At 67.8% G+C, this 13,664-nt stretch carries 12 protein-coding genes and 1 tRNA gene; 8 read left to right on the top strand and 5 right to left on the bottom strand.

Going from position 1 to position 13,664, the window contains the following annotated elements; genetic code table 11:
* Nucleotides 1–31: 31 nt before the first annotated feature.
* The 4 genes from ACFC4D_RS39430 (at nt 32) to ACFC4D_RS39415 (ending at nt 3,146) form a co-directional block, all read left to right on the top strand.
* Nucleotides 32–619, top strand: coding sequence for a TetR/AcrR family transcriptional regulator (locus tag ACFC4D_RS39430; RefSeq protein ID WP_376071185.1), 588 nt, complete (start codon nt 32–34; stop codon nt 617–619).
* Between the two features lie 103 nt (nt 620–722).
* The gene (locus tag ACFC4D_RS39425; protein ID WP_376071182.1) at nt 723–1,973 is read left to right on the top strand and encodes an AI-2E family transporter; all 1,251 of its coding nucleotides are present in this window, start codon (nt 723–725) and stop codon (nt 1,971–1,973) included.
* A gap of 124 nt (nt 1,974–2,097) precedes the next feature.
* Nucleotides 2,098–2,529 carry a hypothetical protein gene (locus tag ACFC4D_RS39420; protein ID WP_376071179.1) on the top strand — a complete coding sequence of 144 codons (432 nt, stop codon included), beginning with the start codon at nt 2,098–2,100 and terminating at the stop codon, nt 2,527–2,529.
* A 59-nt stretch (nt 2,530–2,588) separates the two neighbouring features.
* Entirely contained in the window at nt 2,589–3,146 is a 558-nt protein-coding gene (locus ACFC4D_RS39415; RefSeq protein WP_376071176.1) for an ion channel, read from the top strand.
* Here ACFC4D_RS39415 and ACFC4D_RS39410 read toward each other — a convergent pair.
* Both ACFC4D_RS39410 and ACFC4D_RS39405 read right to left on the bottom strand, forming a co-directional pair.
* Nucleotides 3,127–4,248, bottom strand: coding sequence for an acyl-CoA dehydrogenase family protein (locus ACFC4D_RS39410; RefSeq protein WP_376071241.1), 1,122 nt, complete (start codon nt 4,246–4,248; stop codon nt 3,127–3,129). The two genes, ACFC4D_RS39415 and ACFC4D_RS39410, sit on opposite strands and share 20 nt — an antisense overlap.
* A gap of 130 nt (nt 4,249–4,378) precedes the next feature.
* Nucleotides 4,379–5,380: an AraC family transcriptional regulator gene (locus tag ACFC4D_RS39405; RefSeq protein ID WP_376071173.1), complete on the bottom strand. Its 1,002-nt coding sequence runs from the start codon at nt 5,378–5,380 to the stop codon at nt 4,379–4,381.
* A 150-nt stretch (nt 5,381–5,530) separates the two neighbouring features.
* Between ACFC4D_RS39405 and ACFC4D_RS39400 the strand changes: the two genes are divergently transcribed.
* Both ACFC4D_RS39400 and ACFC4D_RS39395 read left to right on the top strand, forming a co-directional pair.
* Nucleotides 5,531–5,604, top strand: a tRNA-Met gene (locus ACFC4D_RS39400).
* A 194-nt stretch (nt 5,605–5,798) separates the two neighbouring features.
* Nucleotides 5,799–7,172 (top strand): cutinase family protein, encoded by a 1,374-nt coding sequence (locus ACFC4D_RS39395; protein ID WP_376071170.1) that lies wholly within the window; start codon nt 5,799–5,801, stop codon nt 7,170–7,172.
* 23 nt (nt 7,173–7,195) lie between these two features.
* Here the strand turns inward: ACFC4D_RS39395 and ACFC4D_RS39390 are convergent, their stop codons facing one another.
* A complete protein-coding gene (locus ACFC4D_RS39390) occupies nt 7,196–8,533 on the bottom strand; it encodes an FtsX-like permease family protein (RefSeq protein ID WP_376071167.1) in 1,338 nt (445 codons plus the stop codon).
* The gene (locus tag ACFC4D_RS39385) at nt 8,530–9,306 is read right to left on the bottom strand and encodes an ABC transporter ATP-binding protein (protein ID WP_376071165.1); all 777 of its coding nucleotides are present in this window, start codon (nt 9,304–9,306) and stop codon (nt 8,530–8,532) included. The genes ACFC4D_RS39390 and ACFC4D_RS39385 overlap by 4 nt, the downstream gene beginning before the upstream one ends.
* A gap of 160 nt (nt 9,307–9,466) precedes the next feature.
* Here ACFC4D_RS39385 and ACFC4D_RS39380 point away from each other — a divergent pair, with 160 nt between their 5' ends.
* Both ACFC4D_RS39380 and ACFC4D_RS39375 read left to right on the top strand, forming a co-directional pair.
* Nucleotides 9,467–10,285: a TetR/AcrR family transcriptional regulator gene (locus ACFC4D_RS39380; RefSeq protein ID WP_375966072.1), complete on the top strand. Its 819-nt coding sequence runs from the start codon at nt 9,467–9,469 to the stop codon at nt 10,283–10,285.
* 79 nt (nt 10,286–10,364) lie between these two features.
* Nucleotides 10,365–11,156 carry an SAM-dependent methyltransferase gene (locus tag ACFC4D_RS39375; protein WP_375966074.1) on the top strand — a complete coding sequence of 264 codons (792 nt, stop codon included), beginning with the start codon at nt 10,365–10,367 and terminating at the stop codon, nt 11,154–11,156.
* Nucleotides 11,157–11,167: 11 nt separating this feature from the next.
* Here the strand turns inward: ACFC4D_RS39375 and ACFC4D_RS39370 are convergent, their stop codons facing one another.
* Nucleotides 11,168–13,558, bottom strand: a complete 2,391-nt coding sequence (locus tag ACFC4D_RS39370) for a hypothetical protein (RefSeq protein ID WP_376071162.1) — start codon at nt 13,556–13,558, stop codon at nt 11,168–11,170.
* Between the last annotated feature and the right edge of the window lie 106 nt (nt 13,559–13,664).

Raw genomic sequence — 13,664 nt, 5'->3', positions numbered from 1 at the left:
TGCCCGTTCGATATCGCAACTAGGAGTTGCAATGAGCCCTGACGCGCCGCTCGGTCGCGGACCCAAGGTGCGCACCGCCGTCTTGGCCGCCACCGTCGCCGAGCTGGCCGAACTCGGCTACGCGGGGTTCGCCGTCGACAATGTGGCGCGCCGCGCCGGGGTGCACAAGACCACCGTGTACCGGCGCTGGCCGGACCGCGACGCGCTCATCGCCGATGCGCTCGCCGACAGTGCGGCGGCCGAGATTCCGCTGCCCGATACCGGTTCGGTCGAGGATGATCTGCGCGCACTCGCGCGCGGTCTGGTGGCATGGGTGAAAAGCCCGGGGGGACAGGCGGTGCTGGCGGTCATGGTGTCCGAGACCGCGGGCTCGGCGTCGCCGCCGACGGTGGTCCGGCATGTGTTCCGCGATCGGATCCGCCAGGCGCTGCCGATCGTCGTGCGCGCCACCGAGCGCGGGGAACTGCCCGCCGGCACCGATCCGGTGGAGCTGGTCAAGGCGCTGGTCGCGCCGATCTACTTCCGCGCCTTGATAACCCGCGAGCGGCTGACCGATGCGACGGCCGATTCGGCGACCCGGCTGGCATTGGCCGGTGCGCACGCGGGGGTATTCGGGTGATGCGGACTGCCCGAATTGCCGGAATCGCTCGATGGTGTGGGCGGCGTCACCGGCGGCGAACGTGCTCCATGGTTTCTCATGCGCACCGTGCCAGACTGTGGGCGTGAGCGAGCCAGCGAACGAGAATGACGGGGTCGGGTCCGCGAGGGCGTCGTCCGAACGGGATGAATCGGCGCGGGATGAGTCGGTGCTGACGGAATCGGCGCGGCGGGAATCCGGCGGAGTGCCGCACGCGCCGAACGCGTCTGCGACACTGCCGGATCGAGGCGCTGTCATCGGCAAGGGCCTGCTCTGGCTCGCCAAATGGTCGCTGTGCCTGGTCGCCATCGCGGCCGGTGCGTGGGTGCTCCAGATCGTGCTCGGCAAGCTCTGGGTCGCGGTGCTGCCCGTGGCGCTGGCGCTGGTGATCTCCACCGTGCTTTGGCCGCCGACGCGATGGCTCGTCCAGCGTGGTCTGCCGCCCGCTCTGGCGGCCTCCATCACCACACTCGGTCTGCTCGGCATCCTGGCCGGGGTGATCGCGCTGATCGTGCCGTCGGTGGTCGATCAATCGCCCGCGCTCGCGGATCGCGCCACCGAGGGCCTGCACAAGGTGCGCGACTGGTTGCACGGCCCGCCGCTGAATATCGGTGACGAACAATTGAATTCGGCCGTCGACGCGATCGTGAGCAAGGTGCAGTCCAGCGCCGAGCGCATCGCCAGCGGCGTCTTCAGCGGTGTCAGCACCGCGACCTCGGCGATCGTCACCCTGTTCCTGGTGCTCATGCTGACGTTCTTCTTCGTCAAGGACGGCCCGCGCCTACTGCCCTGGCTGCATTCGATTCTGGGCAGCCGCAGCGGCCGGCACGTCGAGGAGGTCCTGAACCGGATCTGGGTCACCCTGGGCGGCTTCATCCGCACCCAGGCCCTGGTGAGCCTCATCGACGCGGTGCTGATCGGCGGCGGCCTGGTCATCATGCACATCCCGCTCGCCGCGGTCCTGACCGTCCTGACCTTCCTCGGCGGCTTCATCCCGATCGTCGGCGCCTTCGTCGCGGGCGCCCTCGCCGTCCTGGTGGCCCTGGTAACCAAGGGCCTCACCTCGGCCCTGATCGTGCTGGCCATCATCGTCGTCGTACAGCAGCTGGAAGGCAATGTGCTGCAACCGATCCTGCAAAGCCGCAGCATGCAACTGCACGCCGTCGTAGTCCTGCTCGCCATCACCGTAGGCAGCTCCCTCTACGGCATAGTCGGCGCCTTCCTCTCCGTCCCGGTCGCCGCCATCGCCGCGGTGATCATCCGCTACATCGGCGAACAAATCGACGCCCGCACCACACCCGAGCCCGCGTCGGCCGGTTCCGGACCGGAAAGCTGAGAACAACCTCCCGACCTGCCCGGATGCGCCATATGGGGGTATCCGGATCAGCTGTCCCGCAATAGCTTCCGAAGTGATCGGGCCGAGCCCAACCGGGCGCTGGCCGTGACCTTCTGGAGTCGAGATGGATTCGAAAATCGATGCCGCGCACCGTGCCCTGCACGCCGTCATCGTGCAGGGCAGACAGGCCGGGGATTTCGCGCGGGACGAGCACTCGGTCGGCGTCCTGAACGCCTTCTTCCGCAATGTGATGGAGCGCCCGTTCAGCGGTCATGAGAACAACGCCCAGGTGATCGCGTACCTGGAAGGTCTGCGCCGGGCGTATCCGCGCCAGTTGTCGACGATGAATCCGGTCGCGATGGCGCCGTTCGTGCTGGAGCAGATCGGACCGGGCGCACCCCGCCCCGGCCGGTCGCGCTGGACGTGGACTTCCGCACTCGTCCTCCAGATGCGGCTGCTGGCCGAGTGCACCGCCAAACGCGAGGGCATTGTCGGCCAGGATCTGGAGACCTATCTGCTCGGTGCGTGCGCCCGCTACCAGAGTTTCGATTTCTGATCCGAGTTCGGCCATCTGCCTTACGCGATGAACCCCCACCCGGCACGTAGCATTTTCCTATGCCGAAACAGTCTGGTGGGGGCGGAAATTCGCGGCGCGCCAGATGGTCGTTCTATCGGGCGATGGGGCGGTCGGCGTTGACCGTCACGGCCTTCACGCTGGCGTATTTCCTGTTGCCGTTCGATCGGCTGGATGATGTGCCCGCGTTCGTTCTGCTGACGGCGGGGCTGGTGGTGGTGTTCGGGTTGTGTGTATGGCAGGTGAGTCGGGTGTTGCAGGTGGAGCGGCCGATCGAGCAGGCCGCTGAGGCGCTGGCTACGATTTTCGGGGCCTATTTGATCGGCTTTGCCACGGTTTATTACCTGTTGAGTCTCAATGACATCGGGAACTTCGGGGTTTCGCTGACCAAGCTGGATGCGCTCTATTTCACCGTGACGGTGTTCGCCACCGTCGGATTCGGGGACATTGTGGCGAGCAGCCAGCTGGCCAGGGGTTTCGTTCTCGTGCAGATGATCGGCAATCTGCTGCTGCTGGGCACGGCCCTGCGCCTGATCACGGGTTCGGCCCGGGTCCGGCAGCGGCAGTTGCGATCGGGTACTACAGGGTCCGGCCGATGATGAGCTTCATGATCTCGTTGGTGCCGCCGTAGATCTTCTGGATGCGGGCGTCGGCGTACATGCGTGAGATGGGGTATTCGGCCATGTAGCCGTAGCCGCCGAAGAGCTGCAGGCATTCGTCGGCGACCTTGCACTGCTGTTCGGTGAGCCACCACTTGGCCTTGGCGGCCGTGGGCACATCCAGTTCGCCGCGCAGATGCTTGTTGACGCAGTCATCGGTGAAGGCCCAGGCGATGGACTTGATGGTGTCGCATTCGGCCAGCGTGAACTGGGTGTTCTGGAAGGCGAAGACGGGCTTGCCGAAGGCTTCGCGTTCCTTGGTGTAGGCCAGGGTGACCTCGACGGTCTTCTCGATCGCGGCGGCGGCGATGACCGCCAGGATCAGGCGCTCCTGCGGCAGCTGCTGCATGAGCTGGATGAAGCCGATACCCTCCGCGCTGCCCAGCAGATTCGACTGCGGCACACGGACATTGTCGAAGAACAGCTCGCAGGTGTCCTGACCGTGCTGGCCGATCTTCTCCAGATTGCGGCCGCGCCGGAAGCCCTCGCGGTCGGTCTCCACCAGCACCAGCGAGACGGTGTCCGCGCCCTTGCCCTCGGAGGTCTTACAGGCCACGATCACCAGATCGGCCAGGTAGCCGTTGGTGATGAAGGTCTTGGCGCCGTTCAGGACGTAATCGTCGCCGTCCTTGACCGCCTTGGTCTTGATGCCCTGCAGATCCGAGCCGGTGCCGGGCTCGGTCATCGCGATCGCGCCGACGACCTCGCCGGATGCCATGCGCGGCAGCCAGTTCCGCTTCTGCTCGTCGGTGCCGTACGCGTTCAGATAGTGCGCGACGATCCCGCTGTGCACGGGATTGCCCAGGCTAGGTGACAGCCCGCGTACCTGTTCGGTGAGCACCACGGCCTCGTGCGCGAAGGTGCCGCCGCCACCGCCGTACTCCTCCGGGATGCTCAGGCACAGCAGGCCCAATTCGCCCGCGCGGTTCCAGAGTTCGCGGTCGACATGGTGCTGGCGGGCCCACCGGTCCTCATTGGGGGCGCATTCCTTCTCGAAGAACTTGCGCGCGAGATCGGACAGCGCGTCCAGGTCCTCGTCCATCCACGGCGAGCGGTGCAGGGCCACGAGTGAACTCCTCTGTTCTAAGTAGGCTCTGCCGTGACGGTAAGGCGATATGCCCGGTTTCCCAATGACCGCCTCGCTCGACTTCTTGACCGGAACGCTCAGCCGCTCAGTGCTGATAGGAGCCGGGCGGACTGCCGGTCCAGCGCCGGAACGCGCGGGAGAAGGCGCTGGGCTCGGAGAAGCCGAGCCGCCGGGACAGCGTCGCCACCGTTTCCTCCCCGCGCACCAGGCTCGCGATGGCGGCGTCGCGCAGGATCTGTTCGCGGATCTCGCGCAGCGCGGTGTGCTCCTCACGCAGTTTGCGGCGCAGGGTGGGCGGGCTCATGGACAGTTCGGCGGCGATGTCCTCGACCCCGGGCCATTCGCCGTCCAGTCCGCGCTGCAGGATATGCCGCACCCGCGCGGCCAGCGAGATCGAATAGTCACGTGGGCCGAGCACCCCCGACGGTGCGTTGCGCAGGAACTCCAGCAACTCCTCCTCGGTGCGCCCGATCGGATGATCCAAGAGCGCGGCATCGAAGATCAACGTCGGTTCTGCGGCCGAAAACACCACGGGCGCACCGAAAACCACGTCGTAGTCGTCGACTTCGGGATCGCGGGCGTAGGGCAGTTCGACGCGGCGCAGCCGGAGTCGCCCGCCGATCAGCCACGCCAGAAAGCGATGCGTGATGACCAGCATGGTGTCGATGACAATGCCGGGCGCGCGATCCGCCCCACTCATATCGAACCCGACCCGCGCCTCCCCGTCCCGCTCGGTGAGCGAGGCCCGCGGCAGGCCGGGCAGTGACCGCCGGAAACTCTCGAACCGGCGAATCGCCGCCCCCAGCGTCGGCGCGCCCATCAGCCCGAAACACACCAGCCGCAGCGTGCCGCGCGGCATGGGTTGCAGTCCGAGCCCGAGCAATTCGTCATCGGTGGCCCGCCACAGCTGCTGCACCACCCGCACCGCCTGATCGATGGTGACCCGGGATCGCCCCTCCGACAACAGATCCGGCGAAATCCCCGCATCGGCGAGCATGCCGCTGATATCCCACCCACGCAATCCGGCGAGTTCGACAATGGCCCGAACTCGCTGGATGGGCAGGGTGCTTCCGGCCTCGGCAGACATCCGCCCGACCGTATCAACCTGCCCGAAGCGCGCTGACGCCGCGGCGGCGAATTCGACCGCCCGCTACCGGTATCCATTCGGATAGCTCACCGACCCCAATCGCCCGTTTTGGTATATCCACCCCGCCCCTGTACTGTTCATTTCACCCGACGCGGGGTGGAGCAGCTCGGTAGCTCGCTGGGCTCATAACCCAGAGGTCGCAGGTTCAAATCCTGTCCCCGCTACTACACGGAACGGCCCCGGAACCACTGGTTCCGGGGCCGTTCTCGTTATGAGTCGCCCGAAGGTTTGAAACGGGTATGTGTCTGAAAAGCCTGCGGAACCGGGGGTGGGCCGGGAGAATGGGCCGAAACTGCGCGGTGGGTTTCGGGACCTGCCGGGTGGGTCGGAAACCCTTCGGTGGCAGAGGATTTGGACGATGAGCAGGCTGGCGACCTCGTGCGCGGCGATCTCGATGGCCGTGGCAGTCATGGCGGGGACCGTGGTGGCAGGGGACGCCGGGGCGCAGCCTCGGGGGACGCGGGGGTGCACGCCGTACACCGCGATTTTCGCGCCGGGGACGTGGGAGACGCGGCCGGATGCGGATCCGACGGTGCCGGTGGGGATGCTCAGGCCGATCGGGGATGGGTTGCAGCGGCAGCTCGGGGGCGATATCACGGTGCTGTACGCGCCGTATGCCGCGAGTGCTTTCGATCAGGGGCTGACCTATGCGCAGTCGCTGGGCACGCTGGAATCGCGGTTGCGGCAGATGGTGAGCGGGCTGTGCGCCTCGACTCGGGTGCTGCTGGCCGGATACAGCCAGGGGGCCGACGGGATCGGTGATTTCGCCACCGAGATCGGGCACGGCGCGGGGCCGATCGGCGCGGAGCGGGTGCTGGGGGTCGGACTGCTGGCCGATCCGCATCGGGATCCGAATACCACGCTGTCCCTTGGTAATCCGCAGCCCGGGCACGGGATCGCCGGATCCCGGGAGCAGGATTTCGGGGCGCTCACCGATCGGGTGCGCACCCTGTGTGCCGATGGTGATCTGTACTGCTCGCTCAATGCCGCCACCTCACCGTTTCTCGCAGCGCTGGGCCGTGTCATCAGCGGTGATCCCGCGCCGATCGCCGCGCTGCTGCCCGGAGCCACCGATCCGGGCCAATTGATGGCGCAGGTGGTGCAGGTCGGCGCGGGCTGGGCGGCCACCGCCGCGAATCTGCCCGCGATTCTGGACAGTCTCACCGGCCTGCCCGGTGTCATCGAATCCGGTGATCTGCGCACCGCGCATCAGGTCGCGAGCGATTTGAACGCCGCGCTGGCCCCGCTGGTCAAGGCCGCCGCCGGGGTGGATCTGCCGCTCGTCGCCTCGGTGATCCGTGCTGCCGCCGCTGTCGACCCGTCGGGGTGGACGGCCGCCGCCGGAGTCATCGCCGACGCCATGACCGGAATCGATATTCTGCGCATCGCCGCGGATGTCGGCCAGATGCAGGAAACCCTGTGGCGCGCCGTCGAATCCATGGATCATTCGGGACCGCTGGCCGCGGCCGCCACGGCGTCGGCGCTCGCCCCGCTCACCATCGACCTGGCCGGTGCGGTCATCGGCCCCTTCGCCGATGCCGTGCGCGGTGACCTCCGGGTCGCCGCGCAGACCCTGATCAGCATCGGCGGCCCGGACTCCATCAACGATCTGCTGCAATTGAGCAGGCAGGGTGCGGCCATGGCCACCTTCTACGCCTCGAAGGCGCACCTGGACTACGGCGACGACGCCCAGATTCTGCTGAATTTCCTGGATTCCCAGGTCAATTCGTAGGTCCGCGGTTCGCGTACCGCGCCTCACGCCGTGGCGAGTACGAGCGCGGGACGCGGCCGGGTAGCCCTGACAGCTGTGGAAAACGTTGTGACGCAGGCGATCGCGGCGGTGCCGCCGATGATCGCCAGGTAGCTGAGCGCCGATCCGTGCGGAACCGGTGAGCCCGTCTTGACCAGGGCGTACGGGATGACGGTGGTCGCGGCCGCCACCGTCCCCAGCAGAATCGCCAGCGCCGCCGCCAGCGCGCTCTCCGCGGTGATCATGCCCAGGACCTGATCGCGCGTGGACGCGGTCAGCCGCAGACCCGCGAATTCGCGCCGCCGCTCCCAGGTCGCCGCGATCAGCGAATTGGTCACCGCGATACCGCAGAACGCGATGATCATGCCGACCACCAGATAGTTGGCGACCGCGAATTGCGCGCCGATATCGTCACCCGCGATCTTCGGACTGCCGTTCTCGGTGTACTGCATGTACAGCGTCCCGGTGGCGATGCCGACCAGCATGGCGAGCGGGCCGACCACGGTGCTCGATGCCGCCGCCCGGGCGGCGAGATTGCGAATCGCCAAGCGGGCCACGGCGTTCGGCAGTACGGCGGAGATCCGGCCGAGCCAGCCGACCAGGACGGGGCACAGCAGTGCGAGTCCGATGGCGACGCCGACGCAGGCCGGTCCGGCGGCAGCGGCCAGCAGCGGTCCGTCGGCCATGAACAGCGTGCCGATCCCCGAGCCGAGTCCGATGAGCAGGAAGAGCAGCCCGAACCCCAGTTTCGGCGCGGACACCACGGATTGCGCTGTCCCGCCCGATGATTCGGCCAGGGCGAGCGTCGGCGCGATCTTCGCGGCCCGCCCGCCCGCGATCACCGCCGCCGCGACGGCGGCCAGCAACGCGATCGCCGCACCGGAAACAACTGTGCGCCATGTGGTTACGAAATCGACCGGCTCGGTGACCACCCCCGCGTCCACCATTCGCGTCAGCAGGAACGCGCCGAGCCCGATACCCGGCAGCACCCCCACCGCCAGCGCGGGCAGCGCCACGATGCCGGTTTCCAGCAGCACCATGCGCCGTACCTGTCGCGGCGTGGTCCCGATGGTGCGCAGCAGCGCGAGTTCGCGACCGCGCTGCCGCACCACGAGCGTGACGGTGGAGGCGATCCCGAACACCACGATCGCCACCGACCAGCCGCCCATGATGGCGGCCAGCATGGTCATCGACTCACCCTGGTTCGCGGGCGCGGCCAGCCCCGTTTCGGCCAGTGCCGCAAACGAAGTGAGCAGTGCGGTGCCGACGCCGATGACGCCCGCCGCCGCCAGATAGGCCGAGGGGTGTGCGCGCACCGCGCTCAGCGCGAGCCGCCCCATCATCGGACACCGCCCAGCGCTGCCATCCGGGCGGCCACCGTCTCGGCCGTCGGCCGGTACAGGAAGTCCGCGACCTGCCCGTCGGCGAAGAAGACCACCGCATCGGCCACCGCGGCCGCGATCGGATCGTGCGTGACCATGACGACCGTCCGGCCGCCGGTATCGACCGCTTCGCGCAGCAGTGCGAGCACTTCGGCCCCGGCCCGACTGTCCAGCGCTCCGGTCGGCTCGTCCGCGAAGATCACCGCCGGATCGCTCAGCAGTGCCCGCGCGATCGAAACCCGTTGCTGCTGACCACCGGACAGGTTCGCGGGCCGGTCGTCCAGATGCGCGGCGAGCCCGAGCCGGGTCAGCAGCTCGACCACCCGGCCCGCATCGACCCGCCGCCCGGCGAGCTCACCGGGCAGGGTGACGTTCTGCCGGACGGTCAGGGTCGGCATCAGGTTGTAGGACTGGAAGACGAAGCCGAGCCGATCGCGGCGCAGCCGGGTGAGCGCGACCTCGTCGAGCGCGGTCAATTCGATACCGTCGATCGTCACCGAACCGGAGTCCGGCCGGTCCAGTCCGGCCGCGCACTGCAGCAGCGTGCTCTTACCGGAACCGGACGGACCCATGACCGCGGTGAACGAACGATGCGGGAAGGTCAGCGATACGCCGTCGAGCACGGTCGTGCGCGCGGGTCCCGTTCCATAGGTTTTGACCAGACCTGCCAGGGCCACGGCATGTGGGGAGAGTGCCGTTGGTCGCGGCTCTTCCAGATACGATGTACGAGTCATAAATACACCGTATCTGACGAATTTCATGACGCGCGACATGAATTTCTAATGACCAGCTCAAGCGGCTTTAAAGGTCGCTCAGGGGTGCATTATCGACACGAATAGACTTCGGGTAAGCTTTCGTCACGAAACTCCAATATCGTGACGAAAAGAGGCTCCCATGGCGAACTGTCAGATGTGCGGCCGCGCCCTGGAGCCGACGCCGCGCGGCCGTCCCGCGCAGTACTGCTCCCGAGCCTGCCGGGCGCGCGCCTATCGCGAACGAGTCGCCGATAAGCAGCGCATCGCCGATCCCGCCGCCGATCCGGCCGCGGCCTTGACCACCGAGCACATCGTGCGCGCCGCGATCGCGCTGGCGGATCGTGACGGCAGCGCCGGACTGTCCATGCGCCGCACCGCCGCCGAACTCGGCGTCGGGGTGATGTCGCTGTACCGCTACGTCCCCGGTAAGGAAGAACTCGGCGGGCTGATGGTCGACGCGGTGTTCGGTGATCATCCGCTCCCGGATCCGGGCCCGCCGGACTGGCGCGCGAAACTGGAGCTGTCCGCGCGCGCGGAATGGCAGATCTATCTCGAACATCCTTGGGTGCCACAGCTGTTCGCGATCACGACGCGTCCGCCGGTGGCGCCCGCCATGATGGCCTACACCGATTGGCGACTGCGCGCCATCGACGGCCTCGGCCTCGATTTCCCCACCATGGTCCGCATCGCGATCACCCTGTCCACACATACGCAAAGCGCCGCATATCAATTGGCGCGCGAGCGAGAATCGGACACCACCCGCGAACAGTGGATGACCGCGAGTGACGGTCCGGCCCGCGCGCTGTTCGCCGCCGGGAACCTGCCGATGATCGCTCGTTTCGGTCCGGATGCCCTGGCGGCGTCGGAACCGCAGAGCATCTTCGACTTCGGGTTGGGCTGTCTGCTGGATGGCGTGGCGCGGATCGTGTCCGGCGGGAGTGCGCACGCTTCGCCATGAAACTACTCGGTATGGCCGTTGGCCGATTAGCCTATGCCGAAGGGTGTGTCCTCGAACAGGCGAAAGGGGCGGTGATTGAATGGATAGCGAACATCAGTTGGATCAGCCGCATACCTCTCGCGTGTACGACTACTTCCTGGGCGGCAAGGACAACTACGAGGTCGACCGCAGGGCAGCGGCGGAAATCCTGAAGGTGTGGCCGGATATCCGCACCGCCGCCCGGCTCAACCGCCAGTTCATGCACCGCAGCACGAAGTTCCTGGCCGAGGCCGGAATTCGGCAGTTCCTCGATATCGGTACCGGTATCCCGACCGAGCCCAACCTGCATCAGATCGCGCAGGAGACCGCACCGGACGCCCGGGTGGTCTACGTCGACAATGATCCGGTGGTGCTGGCGCATGCCCGCGCGCTGATGACCGCCGGTATGCCGGGGGCCACCACCTACATCCATGGCGATGTCACCGATCCGGCGGCGATTCTGCGCGATCCGGAGCTGACCGAGATACTCGATCTGAGCCAGCCGATCGGGTTGAGCATGATCGCGCTACTGCACTTCGTCGAAGACGACATCTTGCGAATCGTGCGAACATTTCTGGACGCCATGGCGCCCGGCTCCTATCTCGTGATCTGCACCATCACCTCGGATTTCGCGCCCGAACAGGTGCTGGCCAGCCAGGACGTCTACCGCGTCCGCAAGCTGCCCGCGCAGGTCCGCACCCATGAGGAGGTGACCGCGTGGTTCGCGGACCTCGACCTGGTGGAACCTGGTGTGGTGCCGCCACATCGGTGGCGACTGCTGGGGGCGACCGATCTTCCTGCCGCCCTGGATGCCAAGGTGTCCTGCTATTGCGCCGTGGGCCGCAAACCCTGATCCGGCCTCCATCAGGGATGTCGTAGCGCCGAGTGCAAGGTTCTGGCCTCGGTGACCAGACGACCCGAGCCCGGGCGTTCGGTGAGGGGAACAAGCGCGGGGTAATGCGCCGCGGCCCCGTGCCGCCGGGCGCAGTCGGCCGCCACAGCCAGCACATCCGCGAGCCCGGTTGTATTGTCGCGCAACAGAAGTGGAGTGAGCAGTACGTCGATCACCGGCCAGGCGTGATGCGGTCCGATCGCCAGCACGGTATCGCGGAGCGATCCGGCCAGGCGTTTGAGCGGCACCTGCGCGGGGAGCGCCGCGACCAGCAGATCCGTCCGCAATTGACCCGTGCTCGCCAATATCGCGAGCGCGTCCACACCCGCGACGCGTTCCGGAGCCTTATCCGCACACAGCGCGCGCATCACGTGACCGTGCACGGCGAGATCCTTCGGCCCGGGCAATTCGGCCAGCCGCACCGGTATCTCGCTTTCCCGCCATTCGCTCCAAAGCTGCCATTGCGCAAGCACTTCCGGATTCGGGAATTCGTGGGGCTCGATGGGAAGCAGACTCCACGCGTCCTCGGGACCGGCGTAGGTCAGCGCCAAGGCGGCGGGCAGGTCGGTGAACGGTTCGCCATCGAGTGCCGCCGCCAGCCGCAGGCCCTCGGGTGTGCCGAGATCCGCCGCGCCGGTGCGTATCCCGCGATCGGCGTCCGGTGCGAGGCGAACCAGGGCTTGCGCGAATTCGATTGGCCCGGGCCGTATTCCGGCATCGCGGTAGCCGCGCAGCCGGTCCAGCAGGGTGGCGGCGGCGATCTGCCCGTTCTCGAACGTGGGGGTGGCGAGCGCGCAGGGTGGCAGCGGTGCGCCGGTGAGCACCAGATCACCCCATTCGATCATGCGCTCGGACAACCTGTCCGGTGCGGTGCGCTCGCCCGGCTGCTCCCGGAGCAGGCCGACGGCGATCGACGCCGTGACGAGCGGAGTCCAGCCGTGTGCGCGCCACCGGCCGGGGGCATCATCGGCGCTCAGTTCGACCTCCAACGCGGGGCGCAGCACCGCCGTCAGCGCGGCGCGATCGGAATGGGTGAAGCGCACCAGCCCGTCGAAGAAGAGTTCGCCGCGCATCGGCTCGCCCCAGGGCTGGGCGCTGAGCCAGTGGTACAGCTCGGCGGTGTCGGCGGGACTTGCGGGCACACCCTCGAGCGCATTCGGTACGGGCGGAATCGGCAGTGGGACTTCGGGTTCGAGCTCCGGTTCGGGTGCGGCCGCGAGATCAATCCGGGTCTCGTCATCCGCCCCGGGCAGGTACCGGGTGATCAGTTTTTCGAACCGGGCGCGCAGGGTGGCGTCCTCGATGGCGGGCAGAGCCCTCGCCCAGCCGCGCACGGCGTCGGAGGTGAACCCGGGCTCCGCGCGCACCACTCGTTCGAGCCAACTCAGTTGGGCGCGAACGAGTTTCTTCTCCGGCCGGGCGAATACCTCATCGGACAGCACCACCACCTCGGCGGTGGGCAGCAGGCCCTCGCCGTGCAGTGCGATCAGCACGCCCTGCGCGTGCGCGGCCGCGGTGGAGCGCCCGCGCACCAGCAGTTCGGTGTAAGCCGGTATCCGGCCGGCGCATTCGGCGGACTCGGCGTGCAGTGCGGTGAGCACGCTCAGGCGGCCGACCGCGTCGGACGGGGTGCCGTCACCGCGCAGCAGGGCGTTCAGGGTGCAGGTGTGCAGTGCTTCGCGATCGACGATGCCCTCCCCGGACAGCACGCCGAGCGCGTACGGCCATGAGTTCTCCGGATCGTCCGCATCGTTCGCGAGCGCGATACCGGTCAGCTCGACGGCCCGGCGCGCCAGGGTCGGCAGGAAGGGGTCGACGCGCAACCGTGCCAGCAGATTCTCCCCGCCCGGAAGTTGCGCCGCCCGCCACGGGATGGCCACGTGCTCGTGACCCGTTCGGCTGCTGATCCAGGCGCGCACGAATTCATCGGTATCCGGCACCGCCGCGTCCGAGGTGCGCACCAGATGCACGATGAGCGGGAAGTACGGCAGCCCGCCCCAGCGTTCGGCCCGGCCCGCCGCCAGCTGTCCGGCGAGTTCGGCCCGCCACGCGCTATCCCGTTCGCCCGCTTCGAGACACGCGATCAACAGATCGGGCCGGGTATCGGCCAGCCGGGTCGCGCCGGTCATCAGCCAGCGGGCCACGGCGGTCGGGGTGGACAGACAGCCCAGGCCCCACAGCTGTACCGCGCGGTCCTTCCGGGTGGCCGGTTCCCACCAACTGCGCCGCGTCAGCTCCGCGCGCGCCTGCTTCAGTGTGGGCCCCATGGCCCGGCGCTGAGCGACCGTCAACAGGGCGATCTGCTTGGAGATGGTCGCCGGTCGCAGATCGGGCAGCGTGGTGGCGGCGATGGTTTCGGTCATGAATTCCCCTGGGGACAACGGTTATCGACGATGAACGCGCGGCGGTATGAGGGCCGAGCGGCGGCGGGCATGCGACCTGCGGCGGTCGAACCAGCCGCACGGCGGA

Source organism: Nocardia sp. NPDC056000 (assembly GCF_042269265.1).
In the GTDB taxonomy this organism is placed as follows: domain Bacteria; phylum Actinomycetota; class Actinomycetes; order Mycobacteriales; family Mycobacteriaceae; genus Nocardia.
Note: the sequence above shows the minus strand (reverse complement) of the source record. Positions and strands in the feature narration are given on the sequence as shown.

Excerpts from the sequence above, each read along its gene's own strand:
- ACFC4D_RS39430 (WP_376071185.1), top strand. The coding sequence starts at position 32 with ATGAGCCCTGACGCGCCGCTCGGTCGCGGACCCAAGGTGCGCACCGCC.
- ACFC4D_RS39420 (WP_376071179.1), top strand. The coding sequence starts at position 2,098 with ATGGATTCGAAAATCGATGCCGCGCACCGTGCCCTGCACGCCGTCATC.
- ACFC4D_RS39415 (WP_376071176.1), top strand. The coding sequence starts at position 2,589 with ATGCCGAAACAGTCTGGTGGGGGCGGAAATTCGCGGCGCGCCAGATGG.
- ACFC4D_RS39410 (WP_376071241.1), bottom strand. The coding sequence starts at position 4,248 with ATGGACGAGGACCTGGACGCGCTGTCCGATCTCGCGCGCAAGTTCTTC.
- ACFC4D_RS39405 (WP_376071173.1), bottom strand. The coding sequence starts at position 5,380 with ATGTCTGCCGAGGCCGGAAGCACCCTGCCCATCCAGCGAGTTCGGGCC.
- ACFC4D_RS39395 (WP_376071170.1), top strand. The coding sequence starts at position 5,799 with ATGAGCAGGCTGGCGACCTCGTGCGCGGCGATCTCGATGGCCGTGGCA.
- ACFC4D_RS39390 (WP_376071167.1), bottom strand. The coding sequence starts at position 8,533 with ATGATGGGGCGGCTCGCGCTGAGCGCGGTGCGCGCACACCCCTCGGCC.
- ACFC4D_RS39385 (WP_376071165.1), bottom strand. The coding sequence starts at position 9,306 with ATGACTCGTACATCGTATCTGGAAGAGCCGCGACCAACGGCACTCTCC.
- ACFC4D_RS39380 (WP_375966072.1), top strand. The coding sequence starts at position 9,467 with ATGGCGAACTGTCAGATGTGCGGCCGCGCCCTGGAGCCGACGCCGCGC.
- ACFC4D_RS39375 (WP_375966074.1), top strand. The coding sequence starts at position 10,365 with ATGGATAGCGAACATCAGTTGGATCAGCCGCATACCTCTCGCGTGTAC.
- ACFC4D_RS39370 (WP_376071162.1), bottom strand. The coding sequence starts at position 13,558 with ATGACCGAAACCATCGCCGCCACCACGCTGCCCGATCTGCGACCGGCG.